Annotated in this window: 22 protein-coding genes and 1 tRNA gene; 10 read left to right on the top strand and 13 right to left on the bottom strand. The window is 61.3% G+C overall.

What is annotated here, in order from left to right:
* Positions 1 to 6 precede the first annotated feature (6 nt).
* The 5 genes from LOY69_RS07330 (at position 7) to LOY69_RS07310 (ending at position 4,793) form a co-directional block, all read left to right on the top strand.
* Positions 7 to 1,191 carry an acetyl-CoA C-acyltransferase gene (locus LOY69_RS07330; RefSeq protein ID WP_110651906.1) on the top strand — a complete coding sequence of 395 codons (1,185 nt, stop codon included), beginning with the start codon at positions 7 to 9 and terminating at the stop codon, positions 1,189 to 1,191.
* Between the two features lie 10 nt (positions 1,192 to 1,201).
* Entirely contained in the window at positions 1,202 to 2,389 is a 1,188-nt protein-coding gene (locus tag LOY69_RS07325) for an acyl-CoA dehydrogenase family protein (protein WP_265074322.1), read from the top strand.
* A gap of 10 nt (positions 2,390 to 2,399) precedes the next feature.
* Entirely contained in the window at positions 2,400 to 3,542 is a 1,143-nt protein-coding gene (locus LOY69_RS07320) for an acyl-CoA dehydrogenase family protein (protein ID WP_265074321.1), read from the top strand.
* Between the two features lie 78 nt (positions 3,543 to 3,620).
* The gene (locus LOY69_RS07315; protein WP_265074320.1) at positions 3,621 to 3,743 is read left to right on the top strand and encodes a hypothetical protein; all 123 of its coding nucleotides are present in this window, start codon (positions 3,621 to 3,623) and stop codon (positions 3,741 to 3,743) included.
* 261 nt (positions 3,744 to 4,004) lie between these two features.
* On the top strand, positions 4,005 to 4,793 hold the full coding sequence (locus tag LOY69_RS07310; RefSeq protein WP_102861610.1) for an IclR family transcriptional regulator: 789 nt from the start codon (positions 4,005 to 4,007) through the stop codon (positions 4,791 to 4,793).
* A gap of 487 nt (positions 4,794 to 5,280) precedes the next feature.
* On the opposite strand, the gene LOY69_RS07305 is transcribed toward LOY69_RS07310, so the two are convergent.
* The 5 genes from LOY69_RS07305 to dapA form a co-directional block, all read right to left on the bottom strand.
* Positions 5,281 to 5,370 (bottom strand) — tRNA-Ser (locus tag LOY69_RS07305).
* Positions 5,371 to 5,453: 83 nt separating this feature from the next.
* Positions 5,454 to 6,167 (bottom strand): phosphoribosylaminoimidazolesuccinocarboxamide synthase, encoded by a 714-nt coding sequence (gene purC, locus LOY69_RS07300; RefSeq protein ID WP_058433542.1) that lies wholly within the window; start codon positions 6,165 to 6,167, stop codon positions 5,454 to 5,456.
* A gap of 28 nt (positions 6,168 to 6,195) precedes the next feature.
* Complete coding sequence (locus LOY69_RS07295) at positions 6,196 to 6,954, bottom strand: MBL fold metallo-hydrolase (RefSeq protein ID WP_102878722.1); 759 nt, start codon at positions 6,952 to 6,954, stop codon at positions 6,196 to 6,198.
* 4 nt (positions 6,955 to 6,958) lie between these two features.
* Positions 6,959 to 8,074, bottom strand: a complete 1,116-nt coding sequence (gene bamC / locus LOY69_RS07290; protein ID WP_102861607.1) for an outer membrane protein assembly factor BamC — start codon at positions 8,072 to 8,074, stop codon at positions 6,959 to 6,961.
* 17 nt (positions 8,075 to 8,091) lie between these two features.
* Complete coding sequence (gene dapA, locus LOY69_RS07285; RefSeq protein ID WP_102878721.1) at positions 8,092 to 8,970, bottom strand: 4-hydroxy-tetrahydrodipicolinate synthase; 879 nt, start codon at positions 8,968 to 8,970, stop codon at positions 8,092 to 8,094.
* 326 nt (positions 8,971 to 9,296) lie between these two features.
* Here dapA and LOY69_RS07280 point away from each other — a divergent pair, with 326 nt between their 5' ends.
* Positions 9,297 to 9,857: a glycine cleavage system protein R gene (locus LOY69_RS07280; RefSeq protein ID WP_102861605.1), complete on the top strand. Its 561-nt coding sequence runs from the start codon at positions 9,297 to 9,299 to the stop codon at positions 9,855 to 9,857.
* A gap of 10 nt (positions 9,858 to 9,867) precedes the next feature.
* Positions 9,868 to 10,341: a peroxiredoxin gene (locus tag LOY69_RS07275; RefSeq protein ID WP_102861604.1), complete on the top strand. Its 474-nt coding sequence runs from the start codon at positions 9,868 to 9,870 to the stop codon at positions 10,339 to 10,341.
* 37 nt (positions 10,342 to 10,378) lie between these two features.
* Here the strand turns inward: LOY69_RS07275 and LOY69_RS07270 are convergent, their stop codons facing one another.
* Positions 10,379 to 11,449, bottom strand: coding sequence for an AI-2E family transporter (locus LOY69_RS07270; RefSeq protein ID WP_102861603.1), 1,071 nt, complete (start codon positions 11,447 to 11,449; stop codon positions 10,379 to 10,381).
* A gap of 33 nt (positions 11,450 to 11,482) precedes the next feature.
* Positions 11,483 to 11,722 (bottom strand): sulfurtransferase TusA family protein, encoded by a 240-nt coding sequence (locus LOY69_RS07265; RefSeq protein WP_011059792.1) that lies wholly within the window; start codon positions 11,720 to 11,722, stop codon positions 11,483 to 11,485.
* Between the two features lie 233 nt (positions 11,723 to 11,955).
* On the opposite strand from LOY69_RS07265, the gene LOY69_RS07260 reads away from it, so the two are divergent.
* On the top strand, positions 11,956 to 13,389 hold the full coding sequence (locus tag LOY69_RS07260; RefSeq protein ID WP_102878719.1) for a M48 family metalloprotease: 1,434 nt from the start codon (positions 11,956 to 11,958) through the stop codon (positions 13,387 to 13,389).
* Between the two features lie 75 nt (positions 13,390 to 13,464).
* Here LOY69_RS07260 and LOY69_RS07255 read toward each other — a convergent pair whose 3' ends face one another.
* The 4 genes from LOY69_RS07255 to rpoE form a co-directional block, all read right to left on the bottom strand.
* Positions 13,465 to 14,895, bottom strand: coding sequence for a DegQ family serine endoprotease (locus tag LOY69_RS07255; protein WP_102861601.1), 1,431 nt, complete (start codon positions 14,893 to 14,895; stop codon positions 13,465 to 13,467).
* Between the two features lie 223 nt (positions 14,896 to 15,118).
* Positions 15,119 to 16,075 carry a MucB/RseB C-terminal domain-containing protein gene (locus tag LOY69_RS07250; RefSeq protein ID WP_253083894.1) on the bottom strand — a complete coding sequence of 319 codons (957 nt, stop codon included), beginning with the start codon at positions 16,073 to 16,075 and terminating at the stop codon, positions 15,119 to 15,121.
* Between the two features lie 8 nt (positions 16,076 to 16,083).
* Positions 16,084 to 16,671, bottom strand: coding sequence for a sigma-E factor negative regulatory protein (locus LOY69_RS07245; protein WP_102861599.1), 588 nt, complete (start codon positions 16,669 to 16,671; stop codon positions 16,084 to 16,086).
* A gap of 31 nt (positions 16,672 to 16,702) precedes the next feature.
* Complete coding sequence (gene rpoE / locus LOY69_RS07240) at positions 16,703 to 17,284, bottom strand: RNA polymerase sigma factor RpoE (RefSeq protein ID WP_007930230.1); 582 nt, start codon at positions 17,282 to 17,284, stop codon at positions 16,703 to 16,705.
* Between the two features lie 558 nt (positions 17,285 to 17,842).
* Between rpoE and nadB the strand changes: the two genes are divergently transcribed.
* Positions 17,843 to 19,465: an L-aspartate oxidase gene (nadB, locus tag LOY69_RS07235; protein WP_110595072.1), complete on the top strand. Its 1,623-nt coding sequence runs from the start codon at positions 17,843 to 17,845 to the stop codon at positions 19,463 to 19,465.
* Here the strand turns inward: nadB and LOY69_RS07230 are convergent.
* Together LOY69_RS07230 and LOY69_RS07225 are read right to left on the bottom strand one after the other, a co-directional pair.
* Entirely contained in the window at positions 19,428 to 19,880 is a 453-nt protein-coding gene (locus LOY69_RS07230; RefSeq protein WP_110595071.1) for a protein YgfX, read from the bottom strand. The genes nadB and LOY69_RS07230 overlap by 38 nt on opposite strands.
* Positions 19,864 to 20,118 (bottom strand): succinate dehydrogenase assembly factor 2, encoded by a 255-nt coding sequence (locus tag LOY69_RS07225; RefSeq protein ID WP_011059785.1) that lies wholly within the window; start codon positions 20,116 to 20,118, stop codon positions 19,864 to 19,866. Before LOY69_RS07225 ends, LOY69_RS07230 begins: the two co-directional genes overlap by 17 nt.
* A gap of 149 nt (positions 20,119 to 20,267) precedes the next feature.
* On the opposite strand from LOY69_RS07225, the gene LOY69_RS07220 reads away from it, so the two are divergent.
* The gene (locus tag LOY69_RS07220) at positions 20,268 to 21,209 is read left to right on the top strand and encodes a YgfZ/GcvT domain-containing protein (protein ID WP_213664875.1); all 942 of its coding nucleotides are present in this window, start codon (positions 20,268 to 20,270) and stop codon (positions 21,207 to 21,209) included.

The following is a 21,209-nucleotide window of genomic DNA, read 5'->3' as shown; positions in this document are numbered from 1 at the left end:
CGTCCCATGCGCGAAGCCGTCATTGTCTCCACTGCCCGCACGCCCCTGACCAAGGCCCATCGAGGTGAATTCAACATCACCCCCGGCCCCACCCTCGCCGCCTTCGCGGTACGCGCCGCGGTCGAGCGGGCCGCCATCGATCCGGGGCTGATCGAAGATGCCATCCTCGGCTGCGGCTACGGCGAAGGCACCACCGGGCGCAACGTCGCGCGCCTGGCAGTGGTCCGCGCCGGCTTGCCCATCAGCATCGCCGGCACCACGGTCAACCGCTTCTGCGCCTCCGGGCTGCAGGCCATTGCCATGGCGGCGGGACGCATCGTGGTGGACGGTGCCCCAGCGATCATCGCCGGCGGTGTGGAGAGCATTTCCCAGATCCGTGGCCGCGGCGCCAGCGACGACCCGGACCTCGACCCCTGGCTCCTGCAGCACAAGCCGGAACTGTTCCTGCCGATGATCGAAACCGCCGACATCGTCGCCGCGCGCTATGGCATCAGTCGCGAGGCCCAGGACCGCTTCTCGGTGGAGAGCCAGCGCAAGACCGAAGCGGCACAACTGGCCGGCCGCTACCGCGAGGAAATCATCCCTTGCACCACCACCATGGCGCTGACCGATAAACAGAGCGGCGTGGTCAGCCAGCTGCAGGTCACGGTGGAGGCCGACACCTGCAACCGCCGCGGCACCACTTACGAAGCCCTGGCCAAACTGCAGCCGGTGCAAGGCCCTGAGCGTTTCATCAGCGCCGGCAACGCCTCGCAACTGTCCGACGGCGCCTCGGCCTGCGTATTGATGGAGGCGCGGGAAGCGTCCCGCGCCAACCTGACCCCGTTGGGGGTGTTTCGCGGCATGGCGGTGGCTGGCTGCGAGCCCGACGAGATGGGCATCGGCCCGGTGTTCGCGGTGCCCAAGCTGTTGGCCCGGCATGGCCTCAAGGTCGAGGACATCGGCCTCTGGGAACTCAACGAAGCCTTCGCCTCCCAGGCGCTCTACTGTCAGCAGCGGCTGGGCATTGCCGACGAATGCCTGAACGTCAACGGCGGAGCCATCGCCCTGGGTCACCCGTTCGGCATGACCGGCGCGCGCCTGGCCGGCCATGTGCTGCTTGAGGGGCGCCGTCGGGGCGTGAAGTACGCCGTGGTCAGCATGTGCATCGCCGGCGGCATGGGCGCCGCCGCGCTGTTCGAAATCTATTGAGGACGTCGCCATGGACCTGAGTTTCACTCCAGAGGAAGAAGCCTTCCGCGACCAGGTGCGACGCTTTCTTGCCGAACACCTGCCCACTGGCCTGAGTGACAAGGTGGCCGCAGGCGAGCGTCTGTCCAAGGCCGACATGGAGCAATGGCATGCGCTGCTCAATGCCCGGGGCTGGCTGGCCAACCACTGGCCCCAAGCCTTTGGCGGACCGGGCTGGAGCCCCGTGGAAAAGTTCATCTTCGAACTGGAGTGCGGACTGGCCAATGCGCCGCGCGTCGTGCCCTTTGGCGTCAATATGCTGGGGCCAGTGCTGATCAAGTACGGCACCCCACAGCAGCAGGACTATTGGCTGCCACGGATTCTCGACGGCCGCCACTGGTGGTGCCAGGGCTATTCGGAACCCGGTGCCGGCTCGGACCTGGCCGCGGTGAAAACCAGCGCCGTGCGCGACGGCGATCACTATGTGGTCAACGGCCAGAAGACCTGGACCACCCTCGGCCAGCACGCCAACATGATTTTCTGCCTGGTACGCACCGACCGTGAAGCCAAGCCCCAGGAAGGCATCAGCTTCCTGCTGATCGACATGGCCAGCCCCGGGGTCGAGGTACGCCCGATCATCACCCTGGAAGGCGATCACGAAATCAACGAAGTCTTCTTCACCGACGTGCGGGTGCCGGTGGCCAATCGGGTGGGTGAGGAACACAAGGGCTGGACCTGCGCCAAGTACCTCTTGACCTACGAACGCACCAATATCGCCGGAGTGGGTTTGTCCATGGCTGCGCTGCAACGGGTCAAGCAGTTGGCCGCGCAGCGCACCCGCAACGGCCAACCGCTGCTGCAGGACCCGCAGTTCGCCGCCCGCCTGGCCCGGGTCGAGATCGACCTGGCCAATATGCAGACCACCAACCTGCGGGTGATCGCCGCCGTGGCCGGGGGTGGGGCTCCGGGTGCGGAAAGTTCGATGCTGAAGATCTGCGGCACGCAAATCCGTCAGGAACTGACCGCGCTGCTGCGCCGGGCCATGGGCCCCGAAGCCCGGCTCATGCTGGATGACGCCAACGCCCAAGCGCTGGACGCGGGTCCCGGGTTCGCGGCCAGTGCCGCGGCGCAGTACTTCAACAATCGCAAGCTGTCGATTTTTGGCGGCTCCAATGAAATCCAGAAAAACATCATCTCGAAAATGATTCTCGGGCTCTGAGGGCGCGCACATGAACTTCGAACACAGCGCAGAACGGCGCATGCTCGCCGACAGCTTGAATCGCTTCATCACCCAGCAATACAACCTGGAAAAGCGCCAACAGAGCCTGCAGTCCGAGCTGGGTTTCAACCCCGATATCTGGCGCCAGCTGGCGGACCTGGGAGTCATCGGTGCCCTGTTCAGTGAGGCCGACGGCGGCTTTGGTGGCGGTGGCTTCGACCTGGCCCTGGTCTTCGAGGCAATAGGCCGCGGACTGCTGGTGGAACCTCTGCTAGGCAGTGCGGTACTGGCCGGCGGGGCCATCGCCAGCGCCGGCACCGAAGAACAGAAAATGCACCTGGGGCCCATCATCGACGGCAGCCTGATCGCCGCCCTGGCCCATGAAGAACCCGGCAACCACTATGCAACCTACCGGGTCGCCTGCCGCGCCGAGGCGGACCCTGCCGGCTGGCGTCTGGACGGTATCAAGAATATGGTCCTCAACGGCCGCCAGGCCGGGTTGCTGGTGGTCGCGGCACGCACGGCCGGAGCCCTGGACGATAGCCAGGGCATCTCGCTGTTCCTGGTGCCGGCGGACACCCCGGGCCTGGAGATCCTGGCCTGCCCGACCCTCGATAGCGGCCCCGTCGCGCAAGTGCGCCTGCACCATGCAAAAGTGCCGGCACAGGCCTTGCTGGGGCCCTTGCATCAGGGCCACGCGATCCTCGAACGGGCCATCGGCCGGGGCCTGTTGGCGCTCTGCGCGGAAGCCCTTGGCGCCATGGAAGTGGCCAAGCTGGCGACCCTGGACTACCTGCGCACCCGGCAACAATTTGGCCGTCCTATCGGTAGCTTCCAGGCGCTGCAACATCGCATGGCGGTGTTGTTGCTGGAGATCGAGCAGGCGCGTTCGGCGGTGATCAACGCCGCTGCCGCCCTGGACGCCGACCGCCTGACCCGCGAACGCAGCCTGTCGGCGGCCAAGGTCAGCATCGGCCGCATCGGCGCCCTGGTGGCCGAGGAATGCATCCAGCTGCATGGCGGTATCGGCATGACCTGGGAGCTGCCACTGGCCCATTACGCCAAGCGGTTGGTGATGATCGACCACCAGTTGGGGGACGAGGATCATCACCTGCAGCGCTACATCGCCCTCGGCCAAGCACCGACCCCATGAGTCTCTCGGGCAGACAACCACAGGCCCAGGCCAAACACCCCGCCCCCCGAGCGATGGCGACGAGCCCTGACTCTATCGTTGAACACTAACGACATGGCGAGCACGCCACCGGGGACCGAGGTCCGCGCCGTGGCCTGCACCCGGGGCGGTGGCACGAAGTTCTGTATCGCCAGTGACGACCTGCTGGATACCGAGGATTGACTGCTGGTCAGCGCCAAGGGCGTATTCAAGCGTGGCCGCCTGCGTCACGACAGCCTCTGAGGCGGTACGGCGCAGACGGCAGATCGACCGGACCGTGATCGCCTGACGAGACAGGTGCCTGCCTGGCGCAACAGCGTTCCGAGAGGGAATCGTCGATTTCAATTCAAGCGGTTCCGGGATAACATTTTTCCCTTGTTTCCAAGAACCCGCTGTGTGGTCAACTGGCATTGCGCCCGGCACCAGCCCCTACCGGAAGACCCCATGCACGACCCGAACGACGCCCCGGAACCAGCGCCCAAAGACCGCAAGTTCGTCGAAGCCCTGGCCCGTGGCCTGGAAGTCCTGCGGGCCTTTACCCACGGTCACGCGGTACGCGGCAACCAGGACATCGCCCGCATCACCGGCCTGCCCAAACCCACGGTGTCGCGCCTGACCTACACCCTGACGCAGTTGGGCTACCTCAAGTACAACCAGGACCTGGAGAAGTACCAGCTGGATTCGGCGGTACTGGCCCTGGGTTACGCCTACTCCGCCAGCCTGCGAGTTCGCCAGTTGGGCAAACCCTTCATGGACGAGTTCTCCCGGCGCACCAACACCACAGTCAGCCTGACCTGCCGCGATCGCCTGTCGATGATTCACGTGGACAGCAGCCGCCCGCCGGAGGTCGCCAGTCTGCGCATGGAACCCGGACTGCGCCTGCCCCTGGCCACCAGCGCCGCGGGGCGGGCCTACCTGGCGGCCACGCCGAAAATCGAGCGTGACCATCTGCTGCGGGAAGTGGCGAAAAAAGTCGGAGATGAATGGCCGGCCCTGGAAAAGTCCCTAGAGGACTCCTTCCGTGAATACGAAGCCTTTGGCTTCTGCCTGTCATTGGGAGAATGGGACCGCAACGTCAATGGCGCGGGCGTTCCGCTGCGCCTGGCCGACGGCAGCATCATGGCCCTGACCTGCGGCGCCCCGAGCTTTCAGCTGTCCAGCGAAAAACTCGAAAGCTCCCTGGCCCACCAGTTGGTGATGCTGGCCCGGGATCTTGAAAGCCTCGGCGTCTGAAGCACACGCCAGGGCAGATTTTCGGCTTCTGCAACGAGCCGGGGTACATCGGGTACATCATGAATGACCATGAAGCCCCCGAGACCGGCCCCGTTATCAGCGGGGCCGTCCCATCCGTTACTCGTCACCCCACCTATCATGGCCAGCAATTACCTGGCTATTGCCGAAGGCTGCAGATTGACGAATGTCACCCAAGCCCAGGCCCGCCAACCGAGCATTCCGGTTGCCGGTGAGTTCGCCGCTGGCGAATGTTGGGTTATCGAAGGCGACTGGCACCGCGGTGCCAACCAATGCCGCCATACGTTCGCGAGCCTGATGCTGTGGAGTTAGGTTCCTGCCGAGTGGGTGGCGCGCCAGCTAGACCATGCCGACTAGAGCGCCCCTGCATGCCGCATCTTTTGCCCTAAAAATGCCCTGACAACTGCCACAGAAACGAAAAAGCCCCCGTAATCTTCAATGATTACGAGGGCTTAGTCTTGTTCAATAATGGCGGAGAGATAGGGATTCGAACCCTAGGTACCGGTGAAGGTACAACGGATTTCGAATCCGTCCCATTCGGCCACTCTGGCATCTCTCCAACGGCGCGCATCATAACAGCACCTTTGCCGGATGCGAAGCCCCCGAGCAAATTTTTTCCGTGCTATCAGATGCTTGCGTCGATTACAGCGGAACGCCCAGGCGCTGGGCGACTTCTTCGTAGGCTTCGATGACATCACCGAGGCCCTGGCGGAAGCGGTCCTTGTCCATCTTCTTCTTGGTGTCCTTGTCCCACAGACGGCAGCCGTCCGGGCTGAACTCGTCGCCCAGGACGATGGAGCCGTCGCTGAACACACCGAACTCCAGCTTGAAGTCCACCAGCAGCAGACCAGCGTCATCGAACAGCTTGCTCAGGACTTCGTTGACCTTGAGCGACAGCTCTTTCATGCGTGCCAGTTGCTCGACGGTGCCCCAGCCGAATGCCACAACGTGGGATTCGTTGATGAACGGGTCGCCCTTGGCGTCGTCCTTCAGGAACAGCTCGAAGGTGTAAGGGTTGAGCTTCATGCCCTCTTCCACACCCAGGCGCTTGACCAGGCTGCCGGCCGCGTAGTTACGCACCACGCACTCCACCGGGATCATGTCGAGCTTCTTCACCAGGCACTCGTTGTCGCCCAGCAGCTTGTCGAACTGGGTCGGCACGCCGGCGGCTTCGAGTTTCTGCATGATGAAGGCGTTGAACTTGTTGTTCACCATACCCTTGCGGTCCAACTGCTCGATGCGCTTGCCGTCGAACGCCGAGGTGTCGTTGCGAAACAGCAGGATCAAGCGGTCAGCGTCGTCGGTCTTGTAAACCGATTTGGCTTTGCCGCGGTAGAGTTCTTCACGTTTTTCCATGATGGGCTCCGCTTGCTAAGTAGGTGGGCTAGGCGATGTGGCGCCAGTCGAGCCCTGAATCTTGATCGGCCAATTGCAGCCAGTCCGGATCGCACCCGAGGGTGTCGACAAAACATTGCCGGGCCAGCTGCGGCAGGTTGTTCTTGCTGCTCAGATGAGCAAGGACCAGATGCTGCAAGTCCTGCCATCCCAATTCGGCCACCAGGCTTGCGGCCTGATGGTTGTTCAAATGCCCTTGGTCACCGCCGACCCGCTGCTTGAGAAAGTACGGGTAATAACCGCGCGCCAACAGGTCCCGGCAATGGTTGGCCTCGATCATCAAGGCATCCAGGCCACGGTAGCCTTCCAGTACGCCGGTACAGTAGGAACCCAGGTCGGTCAGCAGACCAAAACGCCGCTGACCGTCGCTGAAGACAAACTGTGTAGGTTCCTGGGCGTCGTGGGCGACGGCAATCACGTCAATGCACAAGGCACCAATCTGCAGTTGCTCGCCACCGCGGACAAAACCTGCAGCCTCCACCGGCTTGCGCATCCCGCGCAAAGTGCCCTGGCTGAGGTAGACCGGTAAATTGTAGCGCCGAGACAGCAAACCCACGCCATGCACGTGGTCGGCATGTTCGTGGGTCACCAGGATGGCGCTCAACTGCGAGGGATGAACTCCCAGGCGCAGCAGGCGCCGCTCGGTTTCCCGCAAGGAGAAACCACAATCCACCAGGATGTAAGTGTCAGCACTGGCGATCAGCGTGCCATTCCCTTGGCTACCACTGCCGAGAACGGCGAAACGCATCTGATCAGCCCAGGTTGTCCTGAATCGCGCCCAACACCTTGCGCGCCACATCGGCCGGCGCCACGGTGTTGATGTTCTTCTCGACGGTCACCTGGACGTTGTCACCCACCTTGCTCAGGCGCACCTGGTAGCGCTCGGCGCGGGCTTCGATCTCTTCCTTGGCCGGCTTGCTGCCGAACAACTTGCCGAAGAAGCCCGGCTCGTCGTTCTTCTTCTCGGCTTTTTCCGCCAGGTTGATGTAGTACAGGCCCAGGCTGCGGTTGATGTCCTCAACCCGCCATTCGCCCTGCTCCAGGGCGCGGCCCACGCTGGACCAGGCGCGATCGAGGTCGGCGCCCAGGTTCAGCACCGGGTTGCCGCTGCCGTCTTCGCTGAGGCTGACCCGGCTTGGGGTATCGAAATCGCGAGCAGCCAGCAGGGACACCGAACCGCCCTTCTCGGAGGTACGGCTCATGCTGGCCAGCATGTCATCCACCAGCGCGGCGTCCAGGCCGGTGTTGACCGAACGGTTGGTGAACTCCACATCGGCGGTGCTGCCGGCGGGACGCTCGGCACTGACCACGTAGACTTCACTGGTATTGCGCTGCACACCCGGTTCGATGCGCACCCGCACTCGAGTTTCGCTGTCGGCGGCGACGCCGGCGCTGCTCAGGCGCTTGGCCACGGCAGCGGAAAGCTCGTCGGAACGCTGCCAGCGGGTGCTGAACTCGCCGGTTTGCGGGCGTTGCTGATCCAGGCGGAAACCGTTGTCCTGGAAGAACTGCACTGCCACCGGCCAGACTTCGGCCGGCGGATGCTGGGCCATGACCCAACGGGAGTCGCCGCTTTTCTGCAGGGTGTAGTCGCTGGCATCGGCAATCGCCGACAGCGGCTGCGGACGAGGCACCTGGTACTCGCCCTTGACGTTGTCGTCGGCCACGTTGCGCGGGATTGGCAGCAACGGATCCAGGCGCTTGGCGGTCTGGACATCCGGCGGCAGTTGCATTGGTGCTGTTTGTTGCGCTTGCAGGTAATCGCTACCCCGGTCACGGAAGTAGCCTTCCGGGCCCCAGATCCAACCGCAGCCACTGGTGCTGGAGATAATCAAGGCAAGTGCGGAAAGTCCGGCCATTCGCTTCATGCGTTGTACTTCCTCAATTAAACCAAGACGCCGGACTGGCGCATGGCCTGCCGCAGCGGTTCGTGACAGGCGGCACTGAGCCAGGTGAGCGGCAGACGGATACCGTCCGGCATCAAGCCCATTTCGTGCAGGGCCCATTTCACGGGAATAGGGTTGGATTCGATGAACAGTGTCTTGTTCAGCGGCATCAGGGTTTCGTGGATCTCGCGGGCCTTCGCGGCGTCGCCGGCCATGGCCGCGGCGCACATCTGGCTCATGGCCCGAGGCGCGACGTTGGCGGTCACCGAGATATTGCCCTTGCCGCCCAGCAGGATCAGTTCAACGGCAGTGGCGTCATCGCCGGAGTACACCAGGAAATCGTCGGGCACGCCGGCCAGGATGGCCTTGGCACGCTGCAGGTCGCCGGTGGCTTCCTTGATGCCGATGATGTTTTTCACGGAGGACAGACGGATCACGGTCTCGGCCTGCATGTCGCATGCGGTACGGCCTGGAACGTTGTAGAGGATCTGCGGGATGTCCACGGCCTCGGCAATGGCGCGGAAATGCTGGTACAGGCCTTCCTGGGTCGGCTTGTTGTAATACGGGGTCACCAGCAGGCAGGCATCGGCGCCGGCGATCTTCGCATTGGTGGTCAGTTCGATCGCTTCACGCGTCGAGTTGGCGCCGGTACCGGCAATCACCGGGATACGCCCTGCAACCTGGGCCACCACCCGACGAATCACTTCGATGTGCTCGTTGACATCCAGTGTGGCCGATTCACCTGTGGTGCCGACCGCCACGATGGCGTTGGTGCCCTCTTGCAGGTGGAAGTCCACCAGTTTGCTCAGGCTGTCCCAGTCGAGATTTCCCTGTGCATCCATGGGTGTGACCAGTGCCACCATACTGCCCGCAATCATGCAACCGCTCCTGCCGGAAAAAGAGAGCGGTAATGGTACTGGCGCCAAGTTCCTTGCACAAGCGAAGTCCCTTGCCGTGAGCATTCCCCTGAGCGATGGTTTTCGCTACCCTTCAGGCTTTGATCGCTACTGATAAGCATGTAAACCGGGTTATCGCCTGCCTGTTGGATCTGCAAAGCCCCATTCCCACGTTGCCAGACTGTGTTCCGAGCGTTTCGGGGCCCGTCGCCGGCTTGTGGTTCAAGGCCCTGAAGTTCAGCTTGCAACGCTTGCCTGCTACTGGCTTGTCAAAAAGTACCGACCGCTCATCGCTTTAGGAATGCTGCATGTCCACCCCCACAGTTCGCGAACAATTCCTTGTCATCAGTGCCCTCGGCGCCAACCCCATGGAGCTGACCAACGTCCTGTGCCGCGCCAGCCATGAAAACCGTTGTGCCGTGGTGACTTCGCGCCTGACCCGACACGGCGAGTGCAGCGCCCTGGTGCTGGAGATTTCCGGCAGTTGGGACGCCCTGGCGCGCCTGGAAAGCAGCCTGCCATCCCTGGCCAAGAAGCACGCCTTCACGGTCAACGTGGTGCGCAGCGCCGCTCTGGAAAGCCGTCCCCAGGCCTTGCCTTATGTCGCCTACGTCAGCGCGGCCTACCGCTCTGACATCGTCAATGAGCTGTGCCAGTTCTTCATCGACCATCATGTCGAACTGGAAAACCTCACCTGCGATACCTACCAGGCTCCGCAAACCGGCGGCACCATGCTCAATGCCACCTTTACCGTGACCCTGCCCGCCGGCACCCAGATCAGCTGGTTGCGCGACCAGTTCCTGGATTTTGCCGACGCCATGAACCTCGATGCGCTGATCGAACCCTGGCGCCCACAGAACCCCATGTAAGGAAGCTCCCATGGCTGTTGCTATCGACCAACCCGTCGCTGATTTCCAGGCCCCTGCCACCAGCGGCCAGACCGTCAGCCTGTCCGGCCTCAAGGGCAAGCAAGTGGTGATCTACTTCTACCCCAAGGACAGCACCCCAGGCTGCACCACCGAGGGCCAGGGCTTTCGTGATCAATACGCCGCCTTCCAGGCCGCCAACACCGAGGTCTTCGGCATCTCCCGCGACAGCCTGAAGTCCCACGAGAACTTCAAGTGCAAGCAGGAGTTCCCCTTCGAGCTGATCAGCGACAAGGACGAAGCCGTCTGCCAGCTGTTCGACGTGATCAAGTTGAAGAAGCTCTATGGCAAGGAATACCTGGGCGTGGACCGCAGCACTTTCCTGATCGACAAGGACGGCGTCCTGCGCCAGGAATGGCGCGGGGTCAAGGTTCCGGGCCATGTCGACGCCGTACTGGCAGCAGCCCAGGCTCTGAACAAGGCCTGAAACCAACGGGGCGGCTGAATCAGCCGCCCCGCGTTATCTAGAGTAAAGGCGCCACCACCGGGTCCTTCCTCGGCCAGGCATCCAGCACAGCCTTGAACAGCGTGGCCAGGGGAATCGCAAAGAAAATCCCCCAGAAGCCCCACAGCCCGCCAAACAGCAGCACCGCACAGATGATTGCTACCGGGTGCAGGTTCACCGCACCGGAGAACAGCAGCGGCACAAGCACGTTGCCATCCAGGGCCTGGATGATCCCGTAGACCGCCATCAGGTAGATGAACTGGTCGCTCCAGCCCCACTGGAACAGGGCGATCAGCGCCACCGGCACGGTGACCACAACGGCGCCGACATAGGGCACCACCACCGAAATCCCTACCAGCAGGGCCAGCAGGGCCGCGTAGTTAAGCCCCAGGGCGACGAAGGCGATGTAGGTCACACCACCGCAAATAACGATCTCGATGACCTTGCCGCGGATGTAGTTGGCGATCTGCCGGTTCATCTCGTGGGCAACCCGAGTGATCAAGGTTCGCTCCTGAGGCAGGTAGCCGATAACCCAACGGCTGATCATCGCCCGATCCTTGAGGAAGAAGAACACCAGGATCGGCACCAGCACCAGGTAGATCATGATGTTCACCAGCAAGGGCAGGCTGGACAGGGAGAAGGTCAGCGCCCATTGGCCGAACTTGCCGATCTCGCCCCGAGCCACTTCGATGGCCTGTAGTACCTGCTCGTCCGACACCAGGTGCGGATAGCGCTCGGGCAACAGCAGCAACAGTGACTGCCACTTGGCGAGCATCCCCGGCAATTCGTTGAACAGGGTGACGAACTGGTGCCAGAGCAAAGGCACCACCACCAGGATGAACACCAGCAGCAGGCCCATGAACAACGCGAACACCAACCCCACCGCCGCCCCACCGGGCAGGCGCAGGCGCTCCAGACTGACCACCAGCCCCTGCATCAGGTAAGCCAGGACCATGCCCGCCAGTACTGGCGCCAGCATCCCACCCAAGGTCAGCACAGCGGTAAAGGCCAGGAACAGCAGTACAGCGAGCACCACCGCTTCTTCATCCGAGAAGTAGCGCTGTATCCAGTCACGTAGCACTTTGAACATCAATGATCCTTAGATGAAAACGGTGAACGGCCGTCAGGCCTTTTTCAGCCAGTAACGATAGACCCCGGCCTCGTCCTCTTCGCGCAACAGGGTATGACCGGCCAGGCGAGCGAAGGTGCGGAAGTCACGCTGGGACCCGGCATCGGTGGCAATGACCTTGAGCACCGCGCCACTGGCCAGGCGATTGAGTTCCATCTTGGCCTTGAGCAGTGGCAGTGGGCAGTTCAGTCCACTGGCATCGAGCTCGGCGTCATGGGCGACAACATCGGTCATTGGCTTACTCCGATCATCAATTCAAGGCGCCTAGAATACCCTGCAAGGCAAAGCCGTCGGCAATAAAGAAGCCTGAAACCAGAGCGCTGCAGCGCCGTGATAGAAGCTCGATGAGGTAGACGTCGGAATTTACCCGAAAGCACTTTTTTATCCGCAGAGTTTTCACTGGCTTTATCTGGTCCCCGGACCAGCGGGCAGCTACAGTAGAGCCTTTGTCGAATAAGGCTTTGTGCATGAATTTATTGCGCCCTACCCTGCTGACGCTCGCTTGCCTGCTCGCCTCACCGGGCTTCGCCGACGACCTGCCGTCACTTGGTGATGCCAGTTCATCCATTGTCTCTCCACAACAGGAACACCAGCTGGGCCGTGCCTGGCTGGCGTTGCTACGCAGCCAGGTCTCGCAACTCAACGACCCGCAACTCAAGGACTATGTCGAAACCAGCGTCTACAAACTGGTGGAGACCAGCCAGGTCAACGACCGCCGCCTTGAGTTCATCCTGATCAACAGCCCGCAGCTCAACGCCTTCGCCGCCCCCGGCGGGATTGTCGGGGTCAACGGTGGCCTGTTTCTCAATGCCCAGACCGAGGGAGAGTACGCCTCGGTGATGGCTCACGAACTGGCGCACCTTTCCCAACGCCACTTTGCCCGCGGGGTTGAAGCCCAGCGGCGCATGCAGGTGCCAATGATGGCCGCCTTGCTAGCCGGGATCGTGATCGCTGCCGCCGGCGCCGGGGATGCGGGGATCGCCACCATCGCCGGCACCCAGGCCGCGGCCATCCAGGAACAGCGGCGCTTTTCCCGGCAAAACGAACAGGAAGCCGACCGCATCGGCATTCTCAATCTGGAGAAAGCCGGCTACGACCCACGCTCGATGCCCACCATGTTCGAACGTTTGATGCGCCAATACCGCTTCGATGCCAAGCCTCCGGAATTCCTCCTGACGCACCCGGTCACCGAATCGCGAATCGCCGACACCCGCAACCGCGCAGAACAGGCCAAACTCGGAGGCACCGAAGACAGCCTGCGCTATCAACTGATCCGTGCGCGGGTGCAGTTGAATTACGAAGAATCTCCTGGTCTGGCCGCCAAGCGCTTTCGCGCCCAGCTCGATGAAAACCCGAAGAACGACATTGCCCGTTACGGTCTGGCCATCGCCCAGATCAAGGGCAGCCAGTGGAACGAGGCTCGGGAAAACCTCAAGCCGCTGCTGGCCAAATCCCCCAACGATGTCACCTACAACCTGGCCCAGATCGAATTGGACATGGCCAACAACCGCCTGCCGGATGCGCAAGCTCGTGTGGAGCGGATGCTCAACCTGTACCCGGGCAACTACCCGCTGAATCAGATCCGGGTGGACCTGCTGCTCAAGCAGAACCGCCCCGCGGATGCGGAAAAGGCCCTGGAAGGCTTGCTGAAAAGCCGTCCGGACGATCCGGATGTCTGGTATCTGGTGGCGGAAACCCGCGGCCTGTCGGGCAATATCATTGGCCTGCACCAGGCCCGGGCCGAGTACTTCGCCCTGGTCGGCGACTACCGCCAAGCCATTCAGCAACTGGACTTCGCCAAACGGCGGGCCGGCAGCAACTTCCCACTGTCGTCGAGAATCGACGCTCGTCAGCGGGAGATGATGGACCAGGAGCAGATGGTCAAAGACATGATGCGCTGATGTTTCCAGGCGCCATAAAAAAGCCCGCCTCTTACGAGGCGGGCTTTTTACTACGCGAGCACGGCGTCAGACGTATTACTCGGCCAGTTTGAAGGTAATGAAACTGGCTCGCCCCTGACGCAGTACGCGCATGGACACCGAACGGTTCTTCGGCAGCGCCTTGGCGATTTCGGTGAACTCCTTGGCGGTGGTAATCGCCTGGTTGTTCAGGTGGGTGATCACGTCGCCCGGCTGCAGGCCGATCAACGCCGCTGGGCCATCCTGGACTTCCTTGATGACTACGCCACCCTTGAGGTCAAAAGCCTTTCTCTGCTCATCATTGAGCTCTACAACGGCTACGCCGAGACGGTTACTGCTGCGCTCGACGCCGGACTTGGGCAGCATGCTCAGATCCTTGTCTTCTTCAGGAATGGCGCCCACGGTGAGCTCGACATTCTTGCGCTTGCCTTCACGGATCACTTCCAGGTTGGCCTTGGCTCCGGCCTTCAGTGCCCCGACCAGATGCGGCAGGTCCGCCGACATGACAATGGGTTGACCATTGAGGCTGAGAATCACGTCCCCCACTTGCAGGCCGCCCTTGGCCGCTGGGCCTCCGTCCTGAACCTGCGCGACCAGTGCACCGGCAGGTTTTTCCAGGCCAAAGGATTCTGCCAGGTCTTTATTGACCTCCTGAATCACTACGCCCAGCCAGCCACGACTGACCTTGCCACCGGTTTTCAGCTGATTGGAAACGTCCATGGCCACGTCGATAGGGATCGCGAAGGACACCCCCATGAAGCCACCGGAACGGGTGTAGATCTGCGAGTTGATGCCCACCACTTCCCCCGCCAGGTTGAACAGCGGGCCACCGGAGTTACCCGGGTTGATCGGCACGTCGGTCTGAATGAAGGGAACGTAGTTTTCGTTTGGCAGACTGCGACCAATGGCACTGACGATGCCCTGGGTCACGGTGTGGTCGAAACCAAATGGCGAACCGATGGCCACGACCCATTGCCCGGCTTTCAGGTCCTGGGATTTACCCAGCTTCAGCACAGGCAGGTCCTTGCCATCAATCTTCAACAGTGCCACGTCGGAACGCGGATCGGTGCCTATCAGCTTGGCTTTCAATTCACTGCGGTCGGCCAGACGCACGAGAATCTCGTCCGCATCGGCGATCACGTGATTGTTGGTGAGGATGTAGCCATCCGGGGAAATGATGAAACCCGAGCCCAGGGACTGGGCTTCACGCTGGCGGTCCCCTCGCGGAGAGCGCTGCTGAGGCATGCCACGCTCGAAGAACTCCCGCAACATTGGCGGCAGGCCTTCCAGTTCGGGCATCTGTGCCGAGTTGGAAAACCGCCGATCAGGCAGCTTCTGCGTTGTACTGATATTCACCACAGCAGGCGAGGCCTGCTCGACCAGTTGGGTGAAATCAGGCAACTCGGCGGCCTGGGCAGACACGGCCTGCCCCAGCACCAGCACGGTGGCAAGAATGGTGAAGTAAGACTTCAAGCGTGGTATCGACATACGGCTCCCGTTACGACGAGCGTGGTTAAGCGATATGGAGCAAGTCGCACCGAAAATACAGGGGCGGTACTTTTGCTCCAGGAACGACAAATAAGGTCAGAACCGAGGGGTTCTGACCTATAAAAAAACTCTGGGGATTTTGCAAATGAAATTGCTCACCAAACATTTCATCTTCTCAATTGTGGAGTAGGCATAACCGACCTCTTACACAACCAACAAAGGCTCATTGCTTGGCGGTGGCATCGGAACGCATCGACAGCGCAATACGTTCAGCAGTGCCAATGGGGATTTCCCCGACCACGGTGACCATCATTTCGCCTTCAGGCGTGGTCAAGCGACGTGATACGGCAACAGTCGGACCGAGCTGGGTGCGGGTATCGGTAACCGTCGCACCATTGAGTGGCTCGAGGAACACCGAGAACCGCGCCAAACCGTCGTCATACAGCAAGCTGTTGACCAGGGTCTTGGTTTGCGGATCCTTGCGGGCGGAGCTACTGGTCAGCTCGAAACCTGGAGGTAGCCAGTCGGAATGCCAGGTTTGCGCAGTCTTGATGGCCGAAGCCTTGTCGCTGTCCAGGCTCACGGGTTTGCAGTCAGCACCCGCTTGCAACTCCGCATCTTCAGGGACATCTGCAGTATCCAGACGAGTGAACTGGAAGCGCTCCAATAGTTGTCCCTTGTCGTTCAACAACAGGGATTTGAGCGGCAGGCCGGTTTCCCGATCCAGATGCAACTCAAAGCCATAACGATGTTGATCTCTGGGCGTAACCGAAACGATCACTGCCTGACGCCCAGCCACACGTGACTTGCCGATAACGGCAAGGTCATACCAATTCTTGAGCTTTTGCGGGTCCAGCGCACGGGCCGCAGAGTCCGGGGCATCGCCCAACCCTGCCATTAACGTACCGCTGACACACTGGGTGCGACCATCGACACGCACCACCTCTTGAGCAGATCCATCGAGCTGAACCAAACGCTCACGGACCTCTCCACCCTGGACGCGATGCCAGATGTTATGGGTAGAAAAACTACCGTTACGCTCGTAAACGAAAGTGCCCTGAAAGCTTTGCTGCTGTTCCGCTTGCCCAAGACGCTGCAACCAGCCCTGGGCTTCATCGGCGTGGGCTGGAACCACAAACCAGCCACCAAGCAGAAGCGAGAGTAGAGGTATGGCGCGCATGATCCTCCTTAGCGGTTTTCCAGGCTTGCCGCACGGGCATAAGGCAGTGCGCTTTCAGTGCCTTTGAGTGCAGCTTGCTGAGCATGCTGACGCAGATAGCTTGGCAGACGCTGATCGTGCCAGCCTGGCTGCCCTTGCAATACACCATTAGCCATGGGGCCAGTGGCTTCCGAGCTTTCATTGTAGCCGGCCAGTACAGCAGGGCCCTTAATTTGTGGAGTCGCCAGGGTAGGTTGAGCGGCTTGCTGAGCCAGTTCAACGCCTGCGATCTCATCTTGGTTGTACAGGCGCACACCGGCCAGTACCGCCACAGTCACCGATGCAGCTACCGCCAGACGGCCCAGACTGCGCCAAGGTCCACGGGACGCTTTGGCTGGTACGGCCTCATCAGCCAGAGCTGCCGAAACAGCAGCGGCGATGTCCAGACGTGGAAGCAGCAACTCCTTGTGCATAGCTGCCCGGGCGATTTGATAACGAGCCCAAGTCTCACGGGTTTCTACTTCGTCGACGGCATTCAACACCCGACGCAATTCCAGTTCGTCCGCTTCGTTATCCATCACCGCGGACAGCGATTCCTGCAGGGCTTCACGACTCATGGCGGTTCCTCTCTTGGCTGTCGCCGCTGTCTCAGGTTTCCTGCAACAACGGCTGCAGGGCTTTATCGATGGCTTCCCGAGCGCGGAAAATCCGGGAGCGCACGGTACCCACCGGACACTGCATGACGCTGGCAATGTCCTCGTAACTCAGACCATCGAATTCACGTAAAGTTAAGGCTGTACGCAAATCTTCAGGCAATTGCTGAATGGTTCGATGGACGGTGCCCTCGATCTCATCCCGCAGCAATGCACGTTCCGGCGATTCGAGATCCTTCAGGCCATGATCGCCGTCATAGAACTCCGCATCCTCAGAACTCACATCGCTATCCGGCGGCCGGCGGCCGCGTGAAACCAGATAGTTTTTCGCCGTGTTGATGGCGATACGGTACAGCCACGTATAGAACGCGCTGTCCCCCCGAAAATTACCTAGTGCACGGTAAGCCTTGATAAAGGCTTCTTGTGCGACATCCTGGGCTTCATGGGTGTCGTGCACGAAACGCACGATCAACCCGAGAATTTTGTGCTGGTACTTCAGCACGAGCAGATCGAACGCTCGCTTGTCGCCACGCTGAACGCGCTCGACCAGCTGCTGATCCTCTTCCTGGGTTAGCATGAACACTCCTCGATAAGCTCGGAGGAGGCTTGCATCACTAATCGATCAGGCTTGCAAACATAGACTCGGGCTTTTCGCAAAAGTTCTCCCCCTCCAAGCAAGTTTCCTGCGGGCTCTGATCCGGCACGCACGAAAAACGCAGCGCGGGCAAGGCCGGCTGCGCGAATAATCCTGTCGTCGATTTCTGTCACCAAGGGACAGATTGCAAACCCTGGCCAGAACCGACGCTGTCCCTTCTTTCAGGCAACCTTCTATTGAGTTTGGGGCCTTGGCAAAAGTTCCCAATCTTTATAGCTGCGCCGAACGAAGATTGTGTAACGGTGAAGAGAAAAACAGCCCTACTTCTTCGATCAACCCGCGCGGCAGCTTGAACGCCGCGAGTAGAGGCTGGTCGAGAGCAACGCTTTTGCTCAGCGAAGTCGCACAACGCCATGAAGGCGCGACTATTGTGCCGATCCCCCCCTCTATATACTAGTGGGCTGTGTGGCTGCTTTGACTCGCCGATTCAGGCGTCTGGCGCCAACCCCATATTGGGTCGCTTTGAGCGGAATCCTTCAAATGAGCCAACAGTTTCAACACGATGTTCTGGTGATTGGCAGCGGCGCCGCCGGCTTGAGCCTGGCCCTGACACTGCCCCGCCACTTGCGTATCGCCGTCCTGAGCAAAGGCGATCTGGCCAACGGCTCGACCTACTGGGCCCAAGGCGGCGTCGCTGCCGTTCTGGACGATACCGATACCGTCGAATCCCATGTCGATGACACCCTCAACGCCGGTGGCGGCCTGTGCCACGAAGATGCCGTGCGATTTACCGTGGAACACAGCCGTGAGGCCATCCAGTGGTTGATCGACCAGGGGGTTCCCTTTACCCGTGATGAAGACGCCAGCAGCGATGACAATGGCTTCGAGTTCCACCTGACCCGTGAAGGCGGTCACAGCCACCGACGGATCATCCATGCCGCAGACGCCACCGGCGCAGCCATTTTCAAGACACTGCTGGCCCAGGCCCGACAACACCCCAATATCGAACTGCTGGAGCAGCGGGTTGCCGTTGACCTGATCACCGAAAAACGCCTGGGCCTGGAAGGTGATCGCTGCCTGGGCGCCTACGTACTCAACCGCGGCACGGGTGAAGTGGACACCTTCGGCGCCCGCTTCGTGATCCTCGCCTCCGGCGGTGCAGCCAAGGTCTACCTCTATACCAGCAACCCCGACAGTGCCTGTGGCGATGGCATCGCCATGGCGTGGCGCTCGGGTTGCCGGGTGGCCAACCTGGAGTTCAACCAGTTCCACCCCACCTGCCTGTATCACCCACTGGCCAAGAGCTTCCTGATCACCGAGGCCCTGCGCGGTGAAGGCGCCCACCTCAAGCTGCCCAACGGCGAACGCTTCATGCAGCGCTTCGACCCTCGGGCTGAACTGGCTCCCCGGGATATCGTCGCCCGGGCCATTGACCACGAAATGAAGCGCCTGGGGATCGACTGCGTCTACCTGGATATCAGCCACAAACCGGAAGCCTTCATCAAAACCCACTTCCCCACCGTGTATGAACGCTGCCTGGAATTTTCCATCGATATCACCCGGCAGCCGATCCCAGTGGTGCCGGCCGCCCACTACACCTGCGGCGGCGTAATGGTCGATCAACAAGGGCGCACCGATGTGCCAGGCCTGTATGCCATTGGCGAAACCAGTTTCACTGGCCTCCACGGAGCCAACCGCATGGCCAGCAACTCGTTGCTGGAGTGTTTCGTCTACGCCCGCTCGGCAGCGGCCGACATTCTCCAGCAGCTGCCTCAGATCTCGATTCCCATCGCCCTGCCGGCCTGGGATGCCAGCCAGGTCACCGACTCTGACGAAGACGTGATCATTGCGCACAACTGGGACGAACTGCGGCGATTCATGTGGGACTACGTCGGTATCGTGCGGACCAACAAACGCCTGCAACGGGCTCAACACCGGGTTCGCCTGCTACTGGACGAAATCGACGAGTTCTACAGCAACTACAAGGTCAGCCGTGACTTGATCGAGTTGCGCAACCTGGCCCAGGTGGCCGAATTGATGATTCTCTCGGCCATGGAGCGCAAGGAAAGCCGCGGCCTGCACTACACCCTCGACTATCCGCAGCTGCTGCCCGAAGCTCGCGACACTATTCTGCTGCCGCCCACCTACTCCGGCCGAACTTGAGCCGCACCCGCAGACGCCGATGCTCATCGGCGGTCTGCGCGTCCCTCGGCACACAAAGGGAGCGCACCCAGCGCTCGCCCTGCAGACGGAAGCGCAATACCACGATCAGCGGCAATGCCAGGCTGTCAGGCCGCAACTGCACCCCCTGCCAACCCGTGGCCGGACTCCACAGCTGCCAACCCTCTGATGAATGCCGCAAGCGGCTGAATGCTCGGGAATGAGTCAACAAAATCTGTCGAGGCAGCACCCAGCCGCCGTGCAACAGGCACAGCAGGATGCCCAGCACCTTGGCCAAAGACGGGATATCCAGCAGGAAAATAGCGACCAGAGCGAATGCCTGGGCCAGCAGGTAGGCCGCCAGCAGTTGCCGTGAAGCACGCCAGCGGCACTCGAACAGCCTACTTGGGCTGGACACGGTCCAGAATCATGCGAACCATGCGCTGCAGCTCAGGATCCTCGGACTCGCTGCGTTCCATGAACCAGCCGAACATGTCCTGATCCTCACACTCCAGCAACTTGCGGTAGCACTCGCGATCGGTCTCATTGAGATGCGGGTACACCTCCCTGACGAACGGCACCAGCAATACGTCCAGCTCAAGCATGCCGCGACGGCTGTGCCAGTAGAGGCGATTCAGTTCAACATCTTCAACCATGGAGCGCTCCTCAAATAGAGCGCAAGTATACAGCCCGGGGAACACGAGAACAGTCGGCTTTGGTCGGTCACCACCTGTCCTTTGTGAACTATCCATTTCAGGGGCGCCCCCTTATGATGTGCCCCAGACTTTTTACCCTGCGATGAACCATGGCTGACTCCGCTTTTTTCTGCCCCCTGTCCCACGAAGGCGTCCTCGCCGTCCGCGGCCCTGATGCCAGCAAATTCCTTCAGGGTCAGTTGACCTGCAACCTCAATTACCTCAGCGACAGCCAGTCCAGCCTGGGCGCCCGTTGCAACCAGAAAGGCCGCATGCAGTCCAGTTTCCGCATCCTCCTGGAAGGTGACGGCTGCCTGCTGGCCATGGCCAGCGAACTGCTTGAGCCGCAACTGGCGGACCTGAAGAAGTACGCAGTCTTCTCCAAGGCCAAGCTCACCGATGAAAGCGCCAACTGGGTGCGCTTCGGCCTCAGCCATGCCGACTCCAGCCTGAGCGGCCTGGGCCTTGAACTGCCCCAGGACGACGGCGCCGTAGTCCGCGCCGACGACCTGATTGCCGTGCGCGCCTCAAGCCACCGCGTCGAACTCTGGGTCCCAGCAGAACGCGCCGAGAGCCTGAGCCAGCAACTGGCTGCGCAACTGCCCCAGGGAGAGCTCAATCAGTGGCTGTTAGGCCAGATCCGCGCGGGCCTCGGCCAGGTCATGGCGCAGACCCGTGAACTGTTCATTCCACAGATGCTCAACCTCCAGGCCGTGGGCGGCGTCAGTTTCAAGAAAGGCTGCTACACCGGTCAGGAAATCGTCGCCCGCATGCAATACCTGGGCAAGCTCAAGCGCCGCCTCTACCGACTCGCATTGCCCAGCGGCGAACTCCCCATACCAGGCACCCCGCTGTTCTCCCCGACCCACAACAGCTCCATCGGTGAAGTGGTCCTGGCCGCCCAGGCACAAGACCAGGTGGAACTGCTGGCCGTGTTGCAGGCCGAAGCGGCAGAAGATGGCAACCTGCACCTGGGCGCACTCGAAGGGCCCGGTCTGCAATTGCTTGACCTGCCGTACCAGCTGGACCGCGATCGCGAAATCCAGCGCTGA

This window comes from Pseudomonas sp. B21-059 (genome assembly GCF_026016285.1).
Classification (GTDB): domain Bacteria; phylum Pseudomonadota; class Gammaproteobacteria; order Pseudomonadales; family Pseudomonadaceae; genus Aquipseudomonas; species Aquipseudomonas danubii.
Note: the sequence above shows the minus strand (reverse complement) of the source record. Positions and strands in the feature narration are given on the sequence as shown.

Excerpts from the sequence above, each read along its gene's own strand:
- LOY69_RS07330 (WP_110651906.1), top strand. The coding sequence starts at position 7 with ATGCGCGAAGCCGTCATTGTCTCCACTGCCCGCACGCCCCTGACCAAG.
- LOY69_RS07325 (WP_265074322.1), top strand. The coding sequence starts at position 1,202 with ATGGACCTGAGTTTCACTCCAGAGGAAGAAGCCTTCCGCGACCAGGTG.
- LOY69_RS07320 (WP_265074321.1), top strand. The coding sequence starts at position 2,400 with ATGAACTTCGAACACAGCGCAGAACGGCGCATGCTCGCCGACAGCTTG.
- LOY69_RS07310 (WP_102861610.1), top strand. The coding sequence starts at position 4,005 with ATGCACGACCCGAACGACGCCCCGGAACCAGCGCCCAAAGACCGCAAG.
- purC (WP_058433542.1), bottom strand. The coding sequence starts at position 6,167 with ATGGAAAAACGTGAAGAACTCTACCGCGGCAAAGCCAAATCGGTTTAC.
- LOY69_RS07295 (WP_102878722.1), bottom strand. The coding sequence starts at position 6,954 with ATGCGTTTCGCCGTTCTCGGCAGTGGTAGCCAAGGGAATGGCACGCTG.
- bamC (WP_102861607.1), bottom strand. The coding sequence starts at position 8,074 with ATGAAGCGAATGGCCGGACTTTCCGCACTTGCCTTGATTATCTCCAGC.
- dapA (WP_102878721.1), bottom strand. The coding sequence starts at position 8,970 with ATGATTGCGGGCAGTATGGTGGCACTGGTCACACCCATGGATGCACAG.
- LOY69_RS07280 (WP_102861605.1), top strand. The coding sequence starts at position 9,297 with ATGTCCACCCCCACAGTTCGCGAACAATTCCTTGTCATCAGTGCCCTC.
- LOY69_RS07275 (WP_102861604.1), top strand. The coding sequence starts at position 9,868 with ATGGCTGTTGCTATCGACCAACCCGTCGCTGATTTCCAGGCCCCTGCC.
- LOY69_RS07270 (WP_102861603.1), bottom strand. The coding sequence starts at position 11,449 with ATGTTCAAAGTGCTACGTGACTGGATACAGCGCTACTTCTCGGATGAA.
- LOY69_RS07265 (WP_011059792.1), bottom strand. The coding sequence starts at position 11,722 with ATGACCGATGTTGTCGCCCATGACGCCGAGCTCGATGCCAGTGGACTG.
- LOY69_RS07260 (WP_102878719.1), top strand. The coding sequence starts at position 11,956 with ATGAATTTATTGCGCCCTACCCTGCTGACGCTCGCTTGCCTGCTCGCC.
- LOY69_RS07255 (WP_102861601.1), bottom strand. The coding sequence starts at position 14,895 with ATGTCGATACCACGCTTGAAGTCTTACTTCACCATTCTTGCCACCGTG.
- LOY69_RS07250 (WP_253083894.1), bottom strand. The coding sequence starts at position 16,075 with ATGCGCGCCATACCTCTACTCTCGCTTCTGCTTGGTGGCTGGTTTGTG.
- LOY69_RS07245 (WP_102861599.1), bottom strand. The coding sequence starts at position 16,671 with ATGAGTCGTGAAGCCCTGCAGGAATCGCTGTCCGCGGTGATGGATAAC.
- rpoE (WP_007930230.1), bottom strand. The coding sequence starts at position 17,284 with ATGCTAACCCAGGAAGAGGATCAGCAGCTGGTCGAGCGCGTTCAGCGT.
- nadB (WP_110595072.1), top strand. The coding sequence starts at position 17,843 with ATGAGCCAACAGTTTCAACACGATGTTCTGGTGATTGGCAGCGGCGCC.
- LOY69_RS07225 (WP_011059785.1), bottom strand. The coding sequence starts at position 20,118 with ATGGTTGAAGATGTTGAACTGAATCGCCTCTACTGGCACAGCCGTCGC.
- LOY69_RS07220 (WP_213664875.1), top strand. The coding sequence starts at position 20,268 with ATGGCTGACTCCGCTTTTTTCTGCCCCCTGTCCCACGAAGGCGTCCTC.